The 17,542-nt window shown below is 42.4% G+C and carries 15 protein-coding genes; 4 read left to right on the top strand and 11 right to left on the bottom strand.

Annotated features, from left to right (window positions below):
• Position 1: 1 nt before the first annotated feature.
• The 8 genes from MAS10914_RS0104460 to MAS10914_RS0104425 form a co-directional block, all read right to left on the bottom strand.
• The gene (locus MAS10914_RS0104460; RefSeq protein ID WP_017314700.1) at positions 2–952 is read right to left on the bottom strand and encodes a glycosyltransferase family 2 protein; all 951 of its coding nucleotides are present in this window, start codon (positions 950–952) and stop codon (positions 2–4) included.
• Between the two features lie 15 nt (positions 953–967).
• The gene (locus MAS10914_RS0104455; RefSeq protein WP_017314699.1) at positions 968–2,305 is read right to left on the bottom strand and encodes a glycosyltransferase; all 1,338 of its coding nucleotides are present in this window, start codon (positions 2,303–2,305) and stop codon (positions 968–970) included.
• A gap of 35 nt (positions 2,306–2,340) precedes the next feature.
• The gene (locus MAS10914_RS0104450) at positions 2,341–3,327 is read right to left on the bottom strand and encodes a glycosyltransferase family 2 protein (protein WP_017314698.1); all 987 of its coding nucleotides are present in this window, start codon (positions 3,325–3,327) and stop codon (positions 2,341–2,343) included.
• A gap of 147 nt (positions 3,328–3,474) precedes the next feature.
• Positions 3,475–4,755 carry a glycosyltransferase family 4 protein gene (locus MAS10914_RS0104445; RefSeq protein ID WP_017314697.1) on the bottom strand — a complete coding sequence of 427 codons (1,281 nt, stop codon included), beginning with the start codon at positions 4,753–4,755 and terminating at the stop codon, positions 3,475–3,477.
• Positions 4,756–4,778: 23 nt separating this feature from the next.
• Positions 4,779–5,666, bottom strand: a complete 888-nt coding sequence (locus MAS10914_RS0104440; RefSeq protein ID WP_017314696.1) for a glycosyltransferase family 2 protein — start codon at positions 5,664–5,666, stop codon at positions 4,779–4,781.
• A gap of 78 nt (positions 5,667–5,744) precedes the next feature.
• Positions 5,745–6,617, bottom strand: coding sequence for a class I SAM-dependent methyltransferase (locus tag MAS10914_RS0104435; RefSeq protein ID WP_017314695.1), 873 nt, complete (start codon positions 6,615–6,617; stop codon positions 5,745–5,747).
• Between the two features lie 133 nt (positions 6,618–6,750).
• On the bottom strand, positions 6,751–8,028 hold the full coding sequence (locus MAS10914_RS0104430; RefSeq protein WP_017314694.1) for an ABC transporter ATP-binding protein: 1,278 nt from the start codon (positions 8,026–8,028) through the stop codon (positions 6,751–6,753).
• Between the two features lie 11 nt (positions 8,029–8,039).
• Entirely contained in the window at positions 8,040–8,879 is an 840-nt protein-coding gene (locus tag MAS10914_RS0104425) for an ABC transporter permease (RefSeq protein WP_017314693.1), read from the bottom strand.
• 60 nt (positions 8,880–8,939) lie between these two features.
• Here MAS10914_RS0104425 and MAS10914_RS0104420 point away from each other — a divergent pair, with 60 nt between their 5' ends.
• Positions 8,940–9,176: a hypothetical protein gene (locus MAS10914_RS0104420; RefSeq protein ID WP_017314692.1), complete on the top strand. Its 237-nt coding sequence runs from the start codon at positions 8,940–8,942 to the stop codon at positions 9,174–9,176.
• A 15-nt stretch (positions 9,177–9,191) separates the two neighbouring features.
• On the opposite strand, the gene MAS10914_RS0104415 is transcribed toward MAS10914_RS0104420, so the two are convergent.
• Positions 9,192–10,499 carry a glycosyltransferase family 4 protein gene (locus MAS10914_RS0104415; protein WP_017314691.1) on the bottom strand — a complete coding sequence of 436 codons (1,308 nt, stop codon included), beginning with the start codon at positions 10,497–10,499 and terminating at the stop codon, positions 9,192–9,194.
• A gap of 595 nt (positions 10,500–11,094) precedes the next feature.
• On the opposite strand from MAS10914_RS0104415, the gene MAS10914_RS0104410 reads away from it, so the two are divergent.
• Complete coding sequence (locus MAS10914_RS0104410) at positions 11,095–13,296, top strand: GumC family protein (protein WP_017314690.1); 2,202 nt, start codon at positions 11,095–11,097, stop codon at positions 13,294–13,296.
• Positions 13,297–13,721: 425 nt separating this feature from the next.
• On the top strand, positions 13,722–14,255 hold the full coding sequence (locus MAS10914_RS0104405) for a vitamin K epoxide reductase family protein (protein WP_017314689.1): 534 nt from the start codon (positions 13,722–13,724) through the stop codon (positions 14,253–14,255).
• Between the two features lie 90 nt (positions 14,256–14,345).
• On the opposite strand, the gene MAS10914_RS0104400 is transcribed toward MAS10914_RS0104405, so the two are convergent.
• Both MAS10914_RS0104400 and petJ read right to left on the bottom strand, forming a co-directional pair.
• The gene (locus MAS10914_RS0104400; protein ID WP_017314688.1) at positions 14,346–15,365 is read right to left on the bottom strand and encodes an aldo/keto reductase; all 1,020 of its coding nucleotides are present in this window, start codon (positions 15,363–15,365) and stop codon (positions 14,346–14,348) included.
• A gap of 134 nt (positions 15,366–15,499) precedes the next feature.
• A complete protein-coding gene (gene petJ / locus MAS10914_RS0104395) occupies positions 15,500–15,847 on the bottom strand; it encodes a cytochrome c6 PetJ (RefSeq protein WP_017314687.1) in 348 nt (115 codons plus the stop codon).
• 175 nt (positions 15,848–16,022) lie between these two features.
• Here petJ and MAS10914_RS0104390 point away from each other — a divergent pair, with 175 nt between their 5' ends.
• Complete coding sequence (locus MAS10914_RS0104390; protein WP_017314686.1) at positions 16,023–17,474, top strand: alpha/beta hydrolase; 1,452 nt, start codon at positions 16,023–16,025, stop codon at positions 17,472–17,474.
• Positions 17,475–17,542: the final 68 nt, after the last annotated feature.

Here is a 17,542-nt window from a genome sequence, read left to right as displayed (position 1 = left end):
TTTATAGATAAACTGGTGGTCTGCCAAGTAACTTCAGCAGTATTGCAGCCCCTTGATTCCCCAATAGAGTTGATGCAACCCCTGCTATTTTTGACCAACTGGGGCGAAATCCAGGCTCTACCTGATAAAGGCGATGTAGATTCTCTGTGAACAAATCCTGCTCACCCATAAATAGGGAACGAGCTGTATAGCTGTAAACTTTTGCCAATGCATGGCAACGATTTTTTGTCAATCCACCATTCGCTTTCCAGAATGCTTCTACCTGACAAGCATTGCGATACACATCTTCGACAAATCTCCGAGGATTGCGTTTAGACAAACTATTAGATTTGTGAACTCGATAATCAGCTCCTACTTCCGGCACATAAACAAAATTAGCACCCATTAAGGCTGCATCTAAGAAAAAACGAGCGTCTTGAATAATAGACAATGATTCATTCCAACTCCCAATAGCGTTTACAATCTGGCGACGGTAGAGAAGAGCTGCTGGTGGTGACCAAAAGTCAGTAAACAGAGCAATTTGGGGGTCAGGATGCACGTCTTCAATTTTCCTGGCGATAACAGCACCTGGTAGAAATTCGCCCTTTTCATTTTCCTCCAGCCGTTGCCAATCTGAGTAAGCCACATCAGCATTGTTGGTTTCCAAAGCATGCACTCTGCGTTCTAAGGCATCCGAACGTAACAAATCATCGGCATCAAGATACTGAATAAACTTACCCTGAGCTAATTCTGTTCCCCGGTTACGAGCAACGCTGGCTCCTCGATTTGGACCGAACTCAACTGTGATCCTTGCTCCAAACGACTTGATTACCTCTGCTGTGCCATCCGTTGAACCATCATCAACCAAAATAATTTCGTAGTTTGCTAGAGTCTGTCGTAGGACACTCTCAACAGTTTCACCAAGAAACCGCTCGGCATTATAGCAAGGAATGACAACAGAAATAAGAACCATAGAACGTATCTAAATCTACCGTGATTTCAAGATTTCTTGGTACAGATTTGCCATTTCTGACGCCACTGAACTCATCGTGCGAACTGGCTTAATCCCTTTGCGTAATTTTGCTAACAAGTCGCGTCTGGTAGCAAAAAGAGCAATTGTTTGGCTCCAGGCTGATACATCCCCAGCAGGCACTAAAGCCCCATTTACCCCGTGGTGGACTAATTCCGCAATTCCCCCTAAGTTAGAACCCAAAACAGGGGTTCCTACAGCCTGCGCTTCTAGCACAACCAAGGGACCTGTTTCTAACCACAGAGAAGGCACAGCCAGCATATCTACATCTGCAAGTGCAGAGAAAACGGCATCTCGTCCTACGGGTGGCTTAAAGTGAATGCGGGGGTCATGAGCAGCGATCGCCAGCACCTCTTGTTGATAGGCTTGTCCATCTTCTCCCTGTGCTAAGGCATAAATGATGAGTTCCACCGACACATCTTGTGGTAAATTACGGACTGCTTCTACCAATATATGCAGCCCTTTGACTCTATCCCATCGTCCTAAGAATCCAAGTCGGAGGGTAGCACAATCTTCAGCTTTTTCCTGAGCCTTAAGAGGCAATCTTGAGCCTGTCGAGGTGACACCTTGACGACACAAAACTAGCTTGCTCTCCGGTACTCCGTTAATGACTAGAGCATCGTACAGCCACTGACAGACAGCAATGACCCGATCAGCTACAGCAGCCATCTCCAGCAAACTATTCTGATGTAGGGTCACTAAAGCTGGTGTGGCTACTGCCGTAGCCAGACGTACACCGGAAAAAGATGACTCAGCAATGGTGCTTAAAGGCAGCGGAGTTCTAGACAATATAGCAGCGGTGCTTGCTGGTATACCTCGTGCAATACCCCAGCAAGTACCGCAGCGTACCCGTTCAACACGTCCATCACAGACGCTTTGCCCATTCAGTAGCATTGTGCCACGCAAACAGACACTTCCGGGAACGTGAATAGTTACCACTGTTGCCAGACCCAATTTCCTCGCCTGTCGCAGGTGATGTATGCTGCAACCAGTTACAAAGGAGTGTTGATGGTAGATGTCAGCATTTTGGTTTGCTAACCACTGGGTAAAATAGTCGAAACCACCATGAGGTAAGTGACCACGAATCTGATCTTTGGTTGGGTGAGGAAAGTTAGGATAACGATAGACTTGGACACCATCGTGGCTGTAGAAGCTTTCACGGTGTCCACTGGAAGGTGCAGCTACTATACTTTGAATTTTGTAAGTGTTGAGTTCTTGAACTAACCCGTTAACATAAACCTCTGTTCCGCCAGAAGCTTCGGGAAAATACCAACCTAGGGTATGAATTACTTTCATAGAAAACTATGTCATGTTCTCCCCAATAATGGTTTCTATAACATCACTAACCGTGCCGGCGCTTGTTCTAAAGTACAATTATGACGGTTGAAAACTACTGCTTTCCATTCAGATGAAGCTGGCGTTAACCCATAAGAAACCATCGAAGATAGCAAGATTTTAACTAGAGAATGGAGCCTGGTTCTAAGTAATCGAGCTACAATACGATTTGTCAGTGGCAGCTTATTGACAAGTGGTAAAACTCCTTTTACATATTCTTTTGAAAGGTTCGTCTGATTAAGAGTCTTTTGACCATCATGCCAACGCATTGCTGAGAAAACCGCAGAGGTTAAAATAGGTTTGCATAACTGAATTAATTGCCAATGCAAAACTGTATCAAAAACATTATTAAACTCTTCTGATAGTTTAATTTTGTTTTGTTTTAAAAAAGAGATTTTAACAAATGTGGCATCCTGAGGAAAGTCAATCATATCTAATCCAATAACCGTTGGGTCAGTCCTCCAAGGAACACATATATCCACCATTTTTCCACTTTTATCAATATCAATTCTTGCGCCAGTTATCCATTGTGCTTCCTTGACAATTTGGCTAATTTCTACAAGAGTTTTTAGACAAGTTGGCAGCAATATGTCATCACTGTTTAGCCAATTAAACCAAGTACCTGTAGCTAAATCTATACCTTTATTAATTGCATTTGCTTGACCACTATCCTTTTCACTGACCCAAAATGAAAGCCATTTTTCGTACTTTTTGATAATTTCGACAGAATTATCAGTTGAGCCGCCATCAATAATGATATATTCCAAATTTGGATAGCCTTGAAGCAGTACTGAGCGAATGGTTTCCTCAAGGAAGTGACCGTAGTTGTAGTTCGGTGTCACAATACTAATGCGAGGATACTCAAAACCATCAGGTATCTGCTCCGAAAATTGCGAACTTTGCACTGTCCAAGGCCAACCAATTTTGTCAGGTGGCGGTGAGGGTAAATCATCTAAGGTGAGTGTTCTAGTGATAAGTGGCATAGGTAAAATACTTTGTCAGGATATTTAATATTTGTTGAAAAAGATAGAAACTTGGAAAGTTTTGATAAAGATAGTTTAAGTAACAGACGATTTAGAAAAATACAAATTACCATACCTCTGAGTAGCAGGAATTAGGAAGTAATTTACCTAGGTAAACGCTTTGCACTCGTCGCTTACTTGTCTGTTCAACACCTGATGATACAATTCGATGTATCGCTGTGCTTGGAGTTCTAAGGGATATTCAGTCAGGGCGATCGCCCGACAATTTTGACTCATGCGATCGCGCAAATTCTCATCTTCCAACAACTCTACAATTCCGTTACAAAAATCATCAGCATCCTCTGGAGTAGCCAAGTAGCCAGTGATACCTGGGCGCACTAAATCGGGGACACCACCAACTTTGAATGAAACCATAGGAGTCCCACAAGCCATACTCTCCTGTAGCACCAAAGGGAGGTTGTCAGCACGAGTAGGAAAAATAAACAAGTCAGCAGCAGAATAGGCGATAGATTTCAGGCGATCGTTGCTGACGTAACCAAGATTTACGGTAGCCATTCCCACTGTCTGAGAAATTGCCTCACCACCATCACCTAGAGTTAAAAGAACAGTTTCATTTGTGAGCGATGGAGGGAAAGTTTGCAACGCCTTCAGCAGTAAATCGCCTCCCTTGCGGGAATCTGTCAGACTTTGCGCTCCAAACATCAAAACTTTTTTCCCTGTCGGAATACCGAGCAAGGAACGGCACTCTTCAGGGTCAAGGGGTTGATATGCTTCCGTGTCAATGCCATAAGGAATATGATGAATGGGAAAGCGATTGAGCATACTTTGTTTTGCTTGCTCAGCAAGCCAACTGCTGGGAGTTACAATGGTAAGATTCGAGCGATTGTAAACCCAGTTTTTGAGCTTCCACTCTAGGTGAGTGTTATCTATACAAATACTTGGTTGGCTATCTGGATAAGGACATTTACCACAGCCAGTTTTCCATCGCTCGCAATCATAACTGTAAGCACAATGCCCAGTGAAACTCCACATATCATGAAGAGTAAAAACAGCAGGTTTATTTGCAGTCAATATCGACAGGGCAAGATATGAAAAGTAGTCACTATGAATATTATGGAAATTCAGCGCAGTTGCCCGCTTAAAATACTCATGGTTTATTAACTCAAATGAAGAAATATAACCAATATCATTTAATCCTACTTTTTTTAAAAGCTTTGTTAAGATACCTTCGATTTTATTATCTTTCTTAATTGCGATATAGTGATTTAACTCCTTAATCTCAGAGTCACTATTTTTGAAAACTTTACCATAAGCTAAAGTGGAGTCAATACCAGAGTTTAACAAAGCCGTGTGAAGGCGATCTGAAGCAATAAATGCTCCACCAATTCCACCCCATGTATTAATATGGAGGACACTAACTGATTCCATCAACTACCTTACCTCGTCTACGCTCAGAGTCCATACATACATAAAACTGTATAAAAATCTTGCTGAGATTTAACTGAAGACATAATTCTTGGTAACAAAAATGATAAAATAAAACTTTTTTTAGGAATTTTTAATGTATTCAAAAAATCATATTTTTTCTTGATTATGTTGTAAGAAATATGAATTTCTTGATATAATCTTTCCCAGTATTTTGAGGAATATCTACTTACTACATCTAGAATCTCTTCTCGTCTTTTTAGACCACCATTACTTGTTTTATGAAGAGGATGATATCTATATATAGAGTAAAATTTGTGAATGTATTCAAACTCTGCAATTTTTGATGCTCTAATAAACCACTCCCAATCAAGAACATAGTTATACTTAATATCTAGCTCTCCAGTATACTGCCATAGCTTTCGAGTCCAAAATGCACTTGGCTGAACAATAAAATCAGCATATGTCAATTTAAATTCTTCAAAAGGAGCAGCAGTCTGAGCGTCACTAAACAATTTTTCCTTACTTTGGTTAATAGTAACCGCAGATCCATAAATGAGATGACTTTTATCAGTACGTCCAAGAAACCTTTTGCCAATATCTAATAATGTTCCAGGCAAATACATATCATCAGAATTTAACCAACATACTATATCACCAGAACTTAAATTTATTCCCTGATTGATAGCATCAGCTTGTCCCTTATCTTTCTTAGAGTGCCAGTATGAAATTTGACTTGAATACTTCTCTAAAATTTCAACGGTATTATCTGTGCTGCCACCGTCAATTACCAATATCTCTAAGTTAGGATATTGCTGTCCAATGACAGAAAGGAGCGTTTCTTCTATATACTGACCTTGATTAAATGAAGGAATTACTACTGATATTAAGGGATAATTAACAGAGCCTGTCATTTGTACATACCTCAATTATAAGTAAAGATAGATAGTTGTTTACTGCTATTTTTTACTGTGCTAACTAACAAACTTAGGTTAATTTTTTATGCTAATAAGGCTTGATTGTACTGGCTTAATAGCTTCTATATAAATGGAGTCAGGTTTGTAGGCTGTGCCATCCAGTTCCGTGTCCAAATTAAACTTGACCCAATGTTGTATATAACTTTCAGTTGCAGTTCGTTGAATGATGTCTTGAAAGCTGCATTTCTCTAAAAGAACAGAAAGAGAATAGCAGTCATACATCCATTGATGAACTTCGCCATTTTTACGAAAGCGTCCAATCTGTAAGGCACTATATTCTTGACTTAGTAAAATCTTAAGCAGTAACTCTCGGCGATAAACTGGATAGCGGCAAAAGCGATAAATTTGCTTTAACAGGCGCTTGGGTTGAGCTTCTGGTACAGGTTGAGGATTTTGTCGCTGTAGATGTCCTGCCTCTATCAAATTTTTAGCCTCAGTACCACAACGTTTAAGAACAAATTCCTTATTAGGGATATGTTCTTTGGAGAGATATGCTGCCATATCTCCTCCAGAGTAGTTTCTCACCGTTTGGTCGTACATTTCCAACACAATCCATTCGTAGTTTGCAGCCCATTCTTGAGAACCCAAACGAGCTTGCTCAAGTGCTAGTAAATAAGTGCGAGCAATTTGCTCTAAATCTGGTACTGCTACCCGCAAAACACCTTCCGGACGTAAGACACGCCAGCATTCTTTTAGAAACGATTCTGCGGCCGTTTTAGGAAAATGTTCCAGCAAGTGGGAAAGGTAAACAACATCAAAGGAAACATCGGGAAAGGGAATACCTTGAGTGAGGTTGTGAGTAATCACATCCTTACCTGTTGAGGTGAAATCAACGTTTGTCCATGCGGCATGAAAACGGCGACCGCAGCCAAGGTTAAGATAGTTCATCTGACTTTATGAAATTGTACATATAAGCTTTGACCAGTCAATAACTTTCTCAAGCCAGCATTGAGACAATTCTTATAAAAAGTAGAGTGTGACGATAAAAACTCATAACAATTACGAAGGAAATAAAAAACAGCTATTTTTCTAACCAAGGTAATTCAACTATCACCAATCCAATATTATGATAAGTTTGATATTTTGCTAACTTAGTTCCAGTTTCATTTATATTAAATACAAGTATATGTTCATGAAAATCATAAAATTGTATCATTGGCTCATGTGCTCCAATTGTGACCAAGTAAGAGCCTGGCATCAAAAACATAGCCGGAAATTTGACAGAAACGTTGTATATTCCAACATGACGACTAAGGCTCTCTGGATTATAATCAGATTGGTGTGTAGTAAATACGGCTCTACCATCATCAGTTTCAATACGGACTGACAATTCTACATTCTTTAAAGCTTTTGTAACTTCGTAGCTAAAGTTTAGAAAGAATGGATAACGAATATCTATTTCTGACGAAATTTCATTTTCATGATTAACAAGAGCGATGTCTCTAAAGAAAATAGGCTTGCATACCTTTTGTTCATATTGAATAAGCTGAACAATAGAATTTTGATGAATATCTGATATTAAATATTTTGATACGATAGAATTAACACTGCCAATATCAAAAACTTGACCGCGTCTTAGATAAATTGCTTTAGTACATAGTTGCGTTATCGTCCCCATATTATGACTAACAAACAAAACTGTTCGCCCCTCTTTTCCTACCTCCTCCATCTTCCCCAAACACTTCTTCTGAAACTGAGCATCCCCCACAGCCAACACTTCATCTACAATCAAAATCTCCGGCTCCAAATGCGCCGCCACCGCAAACGCCAGCCGCACATACATCCCCGATGAATATCGCTTCACTGGCGTATCTAAAAATTTCTCAACTTCAGCAAAGGCGACAATTTCATCAAACTTCCTTTTAATCTCCGCCTTGCTCATTCCCAGAATGGCACCGTTGAGATAGATATTCTCTCTACCTGTTAACTCTGGATGAAACCCTGTTCCAACTTCCAACAAACTAGCAACTCTTCCTTTAATCCGAATTGAGCCTGTGGTGGGTTCTGTAATCCGACTGAGAATCTTCAGGAGTGTAGATTTACCTGCACCGTTACGACCAATAATGCCTACTCTGTCACCCTGCTTAATCTCAAACGATACATCCTTCAGTGCCCAAAACTCTTCACGAGAGTTACTAGATTCTTTTTTTAAGTTCTGAGTCAGAGGATTGAGTGATGTCAGTAGAGATTTTGCACGATTAGCAATTACATCCCGCAGTGCGGTGTAACTCTCTTGCTGCTGATGACCAATAATGTATTTTTTGCCTAAATTTTCAACTCGGATGACAGTATCAGACATTTGCTATTCACTTAAATCACATCTGCAAAGGTACGCTCCATTTTACGGAAGTACCAGATTCCACTGGCAAACAGCACCCCAACCAAAGCTAGGGAAAGCGCGAAGCCTGGAATATACAGCCTCGATTCACCTCCTAAGATTGCCCAGCGAAACCCATCAATCACTCCCACTATTGGATTCAACGAATAAACCAATCGCCATTGCTCTGGCACAATACTGCTACTAAACCCAACTGGGGAGATATACAAACCAAACTGCACTATAAACGGCACGATGTAACGGAAATCTCGGTATTGCACATTCAGGGCTGCCAGCCACAACCCCGCTCCCATTGATGCTGCAAACGCAATCAAAATGAACAGAGGCAGCGCTAAAATTCGCCAACTGGGTACAAAGTTATACCACGCCATTAAGCCCAGCAAAATCATTCCTGAAACCATAAAATCCACGAAGCTGACAATGACAGCACTGGCAGGTACAATCAGGCGGGGAAAATATACCTTAGAGACAAGATTTGCATTAGTAATTAAGCTATTACTACATTCTGATAAGGCATTGGCAAAGAACTGCCAAGGTAGCATTGCTGCAAACACCATAATTGGATAAGGTCCTTCTGAAGGCAATTTAGCAAAGTTGCCGAAGACTACAGTGAACACCACCATCGTCAGAAAAGGACGAATCAAAGCCCAGGCAAGACCGATGACTGTTTGTTTGTAGCGTACTAAAATGTCACGCCACGCAAGGAAATAGAATAGCTCGCGGTAGCGCCATAAGTCTGACCAATACTGTCTCTCTGTTCGTCCAGCTTCAAGCACTAATTCTGTCTGTGGTGCATTTGTGTAGTTAGGCATCAGTTCCAGTCTCAATATTTGCGCTTTGATGCAGTTAACTTTCGGCAACAATTCAAGTGAGTGGTCACAAAATCTTGGTTTCAAGAATGGCTCAATGGACAGAAAACTCTCTGCTTGTGGCAATCCAGCTTGTCTTTACCCAATACAATAGCCTTTTACAATATCTCTCTTATTGCCCCAGATCACCTTAGTCATCAGATGCGAATTGCCATAAGGGCAGTGCGCTCCCTTGCAATTGCAAGCCATGAAAATGATAGATTCTTGGAAGTCTTTGCGCCTGTTGTCAAAGTCTTCTAACCAGCAGCGTGGAGCCTACATGATAGCCCGCAGCAATACATCAAAGTATTGCCTAGATATAACCTCAGGTGTGAAATAAGACTGCAAATATTGACGAGCAGATTGACCCATATGCTCTGCTAACTTGCGATCGCGACTCAACCTACGAATGAACTCCGCTAGCTCGTAACTGTCTGCATTCTCAAATGTGTCACCACACTTTGCATGTGCAATCAGTTGTCTCAGGTATGAATGCTTTGGACAAATGACTGCTACTGGTCGTCCAGTTGCTAAAGCCGGGTAAAGTTTGCTAGGAGCAACTAGACTTTCCATACCTGCATCCACACTCACTAGCGATAAATCACAGGCTGTCAAGGAATAAGGTAGCACATGTTTTTCTTGATATGGAAGAAACTGAAAGTTTTGAAGCCCTAATCGATTGACCTCCCCAATAAGCTCTTCACGCTTAGCTCCGCCGCCTATACAGACAAACTGAATAGGCTCGTCTTGTAAGTACTTAGCAGCATTCAATATTGTGTGTATATCATGACAACGACCCATGTTGCCTGAGTACATAACTGTAAATTTATTTACGAGATTATACTGATGGGCAAACCAGTTATCTTCCTTGGCAATTGGCACAATCGATTCAGGATCTGCCCAACTGTGAATCACGGAAATCTTATCAGCTATCTCTGGACAATTCGCCACTACCTGTCGCTTCATGGCAGGACTGAGAACCACAATACCCTTGGCTTTTCGCAAAATCTGTCTATTAAGAGCCTTCCAAAATCGAGCTAGCCAGTGGTGTTTTGGGAGCACGCCTAGAGCGATCGCAATATCTGGATAAAGGTCATAGAGGATGCAAACATAACTGAGTCCGAATAAGACATGAGCCAGATATCCCAAAATTGGCAGAAATGGGGGAGCCGTGGTCAGTAAAACTACATTGCGACGACGTGTGGCGTTTAACAGATAGAGTGCAGCACGCAACGTGAACAGAACACCATTGATAGCTTTACCACGAATCCGCCCCTGGCAAAGTTGAGCAGCGCGCGAGCGCTTAATTCGCATCCCACTTGACTGTTCAACGGCTGGAGCACAAGAATTATGAAAAGCGTAGCTTGGTTGACCTGTAAATACCTCAATGTCTACGCCTTGTTGCTCTAAATGTCTGACTAGTTCATCAATTAACTGTCCAGTAGCAGCGTAATCAGGGGGAAAAAATTGGGTAATGACCGACAACTTAATTAACGGTTCAATTCTAAAAAATTTGTAATTTCCAAGTTGTAAGTCTTCATAATGGCTTTGAACTAATTGCTTAACCGGTTCGCTATATTGCACGAGTTGAATGCTCCTAGGGAAGTCCCTAATCCGATTGCTAGTATTAGACTTCCCAAAAAATTTGAAGGATTAACATCGTAGACCAAAATTTTTGGACTTTTTTAGAGATATAATTATTTTTATGCAGAAAAATGTCTTTTTTAAAGACAGAAATGCTTTAGTAAATGCTGTGGAAGAGGTATTTTCATCAATATTCGGCAAGTAATTTAGTTAGTTTCACTGATAGCAATTTGTTTTTCCTTGCTATAGATAAGTGGATTTACTGAAGCTTAGAGACAACTGGCAGGGTTAATATTGTCCAAAAAAATACGGCTTTAGTCTTCTAGGTAAGGAGCAAAATATTAAGTCAATGTGTGACAGCTAAAAACCCCTATTTCATACTAATTTCAACAATAAATGTCACAGATACCTGGGAAGGGGTGCAAGGCATTGCGCCTCTACATACAGCCTCTACATACAACAGATTTATGTGTTACAAAGATATTTGAAATTGGTATCAGGTGCTTACCTCTACGATTCCTGTTTTAGTAAAAATCTGTTGATTTCAAGCTGTTACACAAATCCAGCCTAAAGGATTACCAAGTAAGAATACATAATGGAGATTTCTTTCTTGAAAACCTCATCTCTCAACGGGAATAACGGGAATAGGAGCTACGTACCTCAATTGCTTCCAACTCAACCTTTGCCTTTGTTAGAAGGACAAGAGGATGATTGGGATTTGTTCCAAATCCTAGGTATTATCAAACGGCGAGCGCTAGTAATTGCAGTGGTCATAACTGCTGTAATGGCTTGTGTTGTGGGTGTAACGCTAAAACAAAAACCAGAATATCAAGCCAAATTCCGGATTTTAGCGGAACCTGTCAATAGTGATGACAACACGTTACCAAAAATAGCCTCTGATTTTGAGCGCAAATTAGATAAGTCCAGTCTAGATTACGAAACTCAGATTCAGGTTCTCAAGAGTCCTGAACTCATGACAAGTATTGTTAAGCAGTTGCAAGTTTCTTATCCAGATATTAACTATGATTCTCTTGTAAACTCTTTGATTATTGCCCGTTTAGGCGAAACGAAGATTATAGAAGTTCGCTACCAAAGTCATGATCCTGCAAAGATTAAAGTTGTACTAGATACACTGGCTCAGGCTTACTTAAAGTACAGTTTGGAAAATCGGCAAACCAATTTGCGTCAAGGGATTCAATTTGTTGACAAACAACTGCCATCCATACAGAGTCGGGTTGATCAGTTCCAGCAACAACTGCAAAAGTTCCGACAAGACTACGACTTTATCGACCCAGAAACCCAATCACAGCAAATTGCCCAGCTAGCTCAACTTTTATCTGAGCAACGGCTAGCGATTAATCAACAGTTGACGAAAGCTCGTGCTTATTTCACTAGCCTGCAGGGACCAGAAGGAGCAAAAGCAGCACTGAGTGATGCTCCTGTGTATCAGCAGTTAGTTATTCAGATTCGCCAATTAGAAGCTCAGACGGCTTCTGATTTAACTCGTTTCCAAAAAGATAGCCTACCCATCGAAATATTGCGAGAAAAGCGGCAAAGGCTGTTACCCTTGCTACGTCAAGAGGCTCAGCGGGTTTGGTCTATAAAAGTTGCTGAAGTGGCGAATGAAATTCAGAATTTAGAATCGCAGAGTCAAACACTTGTCCTAGCCGAAAAGAAACTTCACCAAAAAGCTGAGCAATTACCAGTTTTGGCACGGCAATACACAGAATTACAGCGGAACTTACAAGTAGCCACTGAGAGCCTAAATCGTTTTCTCACGACCCGCGAAAATCTACAAATTGAGGCAGCCCAGACACAAATTCCCTGGCAGTTAGTTCAAGCGCCAGTTCAGCCACAAGTGCCTGTGTCTCCTAACACTCAACGTAATTTGATTTTGGGATTCGTCGCTAGTACACTCTTTGGAATCGGTGGCGCGTTACTCACCGAAAAGCTTGACAATACTTACCATACGGTTGATGCCCTCAAGGACAAGCTCAAACTACCCCTGCTAGCAACTATTCCATTTGAAAAGCAACTTTCAAGAACTCAAGACCGCACTGTTGCAGATAAAACTCACACACAATTGACAAATTTGCCTTCTCAGGACAGTTCTAAGTCAGATGAAATTGTCAAGCATTTGGATGCATTTGTTGAAGACTACAACCAGTATGAATCCTTAAAATTTTTGGAAGCTTTACGGGTACTTCATACGAATATTCAACTGCTTAGTTCTGATCAGAGAATTCGCTCAATAGTCATTAGTTCTGCTATGGCTGGAGATGGTAAGTCAACGGTTGCATTCCACTTAGCACAGATAGCTTCTGCTATGGGACAACGAGTACTACTGGTAGATGCGGATCTGCGCCGACCTCGGATTCATGCTTTATCAAATATAAATAACTTGTGGGGATTAAGTAGTGTCATTTCTGGAAGTATGCCAGTAGAGACGGTGATCCGCCAAGCGCCTTCTATGCGCGAACTTTCTATAATCACTGCTGGACCCATTCCACCTGACCCCACAAAGTTGCTCTCGTCCCAAAAAATGAAGCAACTGATGGCAGATTTCCATCAAGCCTTCGACTTAGTAATTTATGATGCCCCTCCCTTGCTTGGGCTAGCTGATGCTAGCTTGCTAGCACCCTGCTCAGACGGGATTATGCTTGTGGCTAGGATGCACAAAACAGACCGTTCAGCACTGAAAGAAGCTATAGATAGCCTAAAAATAGGGCGAAGCAATATCTTAGGTCTAGTTGTTAACGGGTACAAAAATGTTAGTCATTACAACTATTACAAATAATTTATAGGTCTCACTAACCTAAAAGGCTATTAGACCTGCCTCTATAATCCCTCTAAGGAGTGTTTTTAAATATTCGCTCTGTGATAACCACTACTTAGCAAAGTACCTCCAGCGTAAGTGGTACGCATCAATCCTATTCACGAAAATGGTAAGGAATCTATCGGCTGCAAGTGCAGGGCGTCGTCATCGCTGAACTGGATACATAGTGCGTATTCTATCCGTTGTCGGTGGAACGTCCCGTACATGGCTGATGTGCCACGGTCACTTCGCTCAACGGGGGAACCCCCGTTTGCGTAGCCTGCCCTCCGGGCGAACTATCCCCGGAGGGAAACCCTCCTCTCTAGGGCACAGACGCTATGCTAACGCGACTTCTCTCCGCACGCGAGTGGCCTCGTCAACGCATACGTTATGGAGGATTACGCTTTATGGAGCCAACACAACTGAGTCAAGAACTGCGTCAAGGAAAAAGTCCCGATATGACTCGTCGGCGATGGATTATTGGCTTGTCTATGCTTGGGGGTTCGATGGGGCAACTCGTCTCACTCTACCAAACCGGGATCGTTGATCACTTACCCGATCCGCCAGGACCTTTCGACGCAGACCGCGTTGACGCGTCTAACTACGCTTACAGCCGATTCAACTCACCCGATGGACCGCTAATGGTTGCTAATTACGCTATCACTGCCTGGCTGGCTTCCGCTGGTGGTATCGACCGCGCACGGCGTAACCCGCTCCTACCAATTGCAATGGGCGTCAAGCTCCTGTTCGACGGGGTTCTCTCGGCCGAGCTAGCTCGTGAGGAATGGAGCGAGAACAAAGCGTTTTGTGAGTACTGCCAGGTTGCGACGCTTTGCTCGTTCGCGTCCATAGTGCTCGCAGTCCCTGAGGTTATGACTGCTGTTCGCACCTTGCTTGGACGCCGGGACAAAAACAGCACTGCACGCAGCAGCACACGTTGAGAAAGCAGAAGATAGAAGGCAGAGGGCAGTGGCTCCTCTGCCTTTTTTTGAATTTAGAATTTAGCACTTTTAATGTTTGAGGAGCGAGGTTCATCGCCGATATTCGTCGCCACAGTCACCAATCAACTGATACAAATCCCGTGACTTACTAGATACGGCATTTATTTGATTTAAATCCTCAGCATCCAGTGTGAAGTTAAACACTCTGGCAGTGTCTTCTATGTGTTCGGAGACACCAAGCCTCGCGCCAACAATGACACCTGCAACAGTTGGTTTATCCAAAATATAACGCACTGCCACATTGGAGATACTGACGCTGTGTTTGTCCGCTATTTGTTTAAGGGTAGAAAGTAATTGTTGAAAAGTTTTCCAACCACCCCAAGAATCTATCATATTTTTATATTTTCTCAAGCTAGCAGTAGTCAGATCAAAACCTCGCGGTTCCGGTTTACCTAAGTACTTTTCTGATAACAAACCACCGCAAACTGTACCATATGTGAAAAGTTTTACATCGTGTTCTTGACACAACTGAATCATATTAACTTCAGGACGGCGGTCAACAAGAGAAAATTGCACTTGGTTGGAAACTATTTTGATGCCTGCATCGATGATAATTTGTAAATGTTCTGTATCAAAGTTAGTCAAAGCTAAATGCTTTATTTTTCCCTCAGCTTGGAGTTCCGCCATATACTTGAGGGCATCAAGGTAATTTTTATCCCGGTATTCCCACCAGTGAAATTGCATTAAATCTAAAGAGTTTACACCCATCCTTCTCAAGGAAATATTAATGTTTTCCTCAACTAACTCTCTTGTCATCCTGGTGGGACGAGGTACCCATTTCGTAAAGGCTTGAATGTTCAATAAAGCCTCTTCGCCATGAGTAGCAACTAGCTGACGGCGGAACTCACCAATAAAATCTTCTGCTGGTCCATAGTGGTCTGCTAAGTCCCAAGTAGTAAAGCCTGCATCCACATATTTGATCATACTTTGGATGGCAGCTTTTGGGTTAATGCGTCCGTGTGCGCCGGAGACTTGCCACATTCCGTTGAGGACGCGACAAATGTTTAAATCAGGTGTAAATTGTAAGCGACTTGATGTAGGTAGATTCATTTTGAGTTTTGGATTTCGGATTGGTCATTTAGTTGTAGAGATGCGCTCTCATGAAAGCATCTCTACATTAGTCAAGAGTCAAAAGTCAAAAGTTATTAGTTCCCTTATCCCCCTTCTTCTCATCTCCATATCCTTCATCGCCAGCCTTTTTGGGCTTGCTCTAAAACATAAGCAGCGACATCTTGTATTTCTTGTTCGCTAAGGCGGTCTTTGTAAGCTGACATATTGTTTTTACCATTAGCAACAATGGAGGAAATTGCCTCAATGGAATCCATGCTATATTTTTTGAGAGCTTTGAGTTTCAAGTTCTTGCCTCTCCTGACAATGTTGCTACCGTTAATATGACAACCAGCACATTGAACGCTAAAGATTTTTTCTCCGTTAGCTGTAGAGCCAGCTATTGCTGTAGGAATGAAGTTTACATTTAAGACAATGAATGTCAGTAAGATAATTGTCAGTAGCTTCTTTAATTTAATACTCATTTCAACGACACAGAGGATTATATTTTGGGGTTGACAAATCCTATTTTCAAAGCAACTTTAGGCATCACCTAACAAGTGATTTCTACAAGCTACATAGCTAAATCTCCTTTGCAGGATAGAATTTTGATGCTCTATCTGTTGATTATCATCCTAAAAGTGTCTGTAAAATCACGAGATGAATCGCAATCGTTTATTGTTGATGGTCGCCGCACTGTTGCTGATTGCCTTTTCTTGGTGGGGTGTCATTACGGCGCGGACTGGCTTAGTGGTGCGTAGCCTTAAGCCTGAAGGCGTGCCCATGCTGTACCTTGCGCCACGCAACGCCGAGAAGATACCGGGTGTCCTCATAGCTCATGGTTATGCAGGTTCCAAGCAATTGATGTTGGGTTACGCCCACGTTTTGGCACACGCAGGTTATGCTGTGATGCTGTGGGATTTTGACAGTCATGGGGCTAACGCCAAACCACTGGAACGTGGTTCACTCCAGCAAAACTTAGATGTTGCTTATGCAGCAATTTTGGAACAACCAGAAGTAGATTCGTCGCGCTTAGCGTTGCTAGGGCATTCTATGGGGAGTGGTGCGGTAATGTCGGCGGGTATCCGCGATGTCAACCGTTTTGCTGCAACTGTTGCGGTTTCGCCCACGGGTGCAAATGTAACGCCATTAGCGCCGCGTAACATGCAACTACAAGCTGGTAGTTGGGAAGGTCGCTTTGTTGCCAATGCACAGCGGTTGCTGGTGGCGGCGGGAGGAGAAAATAACAACTTTGGTCAGGGAAGGGGACGCGAACTTGTCATCATTCCCAATGCCGAACACATCACAATTCTGTTTCGCGATGCTAGCCATCAAGCCGCGAAAAATTGGCTTAATGCCACTTTTGGAGTGCAACGCAGCAGTAACTATGTTGACTATCGGATGGTTTGGTATTTCCTGCACTTGCTAGCATGGCTGGCTTTACTTGGTGCAGTTGCTCCCGTAATAACTTCGCCTTCCACCCCAGATAAGCTGAAGGTGCACCAGGTGAGAAGCTGGGGAGGTTTACTGGCTGCACCGTTTGTGGCAAGTGGTGTACTCGCATTTTTGAGTCGTGGTGGCAATATTGGCAGTTTGGGTGGCTTGCTGGTAGGCGGTGCAGTCAGCATCTGGTTCGGCGCTGCGGGTTTGGTTTGGCTAGCTGTCATGTTTCGCTTACCGCGTCCTACAGTACGAACTGTCGGGTTAGGTGTAGCTCTATTTATAGTATTGTGGGTTGCCTTTGGCGCAATGGCGCAGGTGGTGTGGCTACAGTGGTGGCTTATTCCAGCGCGGTTGAAGTTGTTTCCCCTTATGTCACTCGCTTGTTTCCCTTGGTTTTTGGCATCAGGAGTCGCACAACAAGGCGTTGGAGTTGGACGACGAATTTTGTGGTGGCTAGGACAAAGTGTGATTTTGGTAGGGGGTTTTATTTTCGTGCTTTACTTGTTGCCAGAACTCGGCTTCATTTATCTTTTGCTACCATTGTTTCCCTTGGTTATGGGGATTTTTTCTTATGCTGCCAGCTTATTTGAAGAACCTTGGAGTTATGCCATTGGTAGCGCCTTATTGTTTGGTTGGATACTAGCAGCTGCCTTTCCTTTAGCTAGCTAGTTGTTTTCTACCTATTCTACCTAAAGGATGTACCGCCTTAGAAAATATTACGTCACGATAAAGGAGAG

Source organism: Mastigocladopsis repens PCC 10914 (genome assembly GCF_000315565.1).
GTDB lineage: Bacteria > Cyanobacteriota > Cyanobacteriia > Cyanobacteriales > Nostocaceae > Mastigocladopsis > Mastigocladopsis repens.
The sequence above is the reverse complement of the archived record's forward strand: the minus strand, read 5'-3'. Positions and strand labels throughout refer to the sequence as shown.

Bases quoted from the DNA above. Each gene is read 5' to 3' on its own strand.
- MAS10914_RS0104425 (WP_017314693.1), bottom strand. From the start codon at position 8,879: ATGCCTAACTACACAAATGCACCACAGACAGAATTAGTGCTTGAAGCT.
- MAS10914_RS0104440 (WP_017314696.1), bottom strand. From the start codon at position 5,666: ATGACAGGCTCTGTTAATTATCCCTTAATATCAGTAGTAATTCCTTCA.
- MAS10914_RS0104430 (WP_017314694.1), bottom strand. From the start codon at position 8,028: ATGTCTGATACTGTCATCCGAGTTGAAAATTTAGGCAAAAAATACATT.
- MAS10914_RS0104405 (WP_017314689.1), top strand. From the start codon at position 13,722: ATGGAGCCAACACAACTGAGTCAAGAACTGCGTCAAGGAAAAAGTCCC.
- MAS10914_RS0104435 (WP_017314695.1), bottom strand. From the start codon at position 6,617: ATGAACTATCTTAACCTTGGCTGCGGTCGCCGTTTTCATGCCGCATGG.
- MAS10914_RS0104400 (WP_017314688.1), bottom strand. From the start codon at position 15,365: ATGAATCTACCTACATCAAGTCGCTTACAATTTACACCTGATTTAAAC.
- MAS10914_RS0104445 (WP_017314697.1), bottom strand. From the start codon at position 4,755: ATGGAATCAGTTAGTGTCCTCCATATTAATACATGGGGTGGAATTGGT.
- MAS10914_RS0104455 (WP_017314699.1), bottom strand. From the start codon at position 2,305: ATGAAAGTAATTCATACCCTAGGTTGGTATTTTCCCGAAGCTTCTGGC.
- petJ (WP_017314687.1), bottom strand. From the start codon at position 15,847: ATGAGTATTAAATTAAAGAAGCTACTGACAATTATCTTACTGACATTC.
- MAS10914_RS0104460 (WP_017314700.1), bottom strand. From the start codon at position 952: ATGGTTCTTATTTCTGTTGTCATTCCTTGCTATAATGCCGAGCGGTTT.
- MAS10914_RS0104450 (WP_017314698.1), bottom strand. From the start codon at position 3,327: ATGCCACTTATCACTAGAACACTCACCTTAGATGATTTACCCTCACCG.
- MAS10914_RS0104410 (WP_017314690.1), top strand. From the start codon at position 11,095: ATGGAGATTTCTTTCTTGAAAACCTCATCTCTCAACGGGAATAACGGG.
- MAS10914_RS0104390 (WP_017314686.1), top strand. From the start codon at position 16,023: ATGAATCGCAATCGTTTATTGTTGATGGTCGCCGCACTGTTGCTGATT.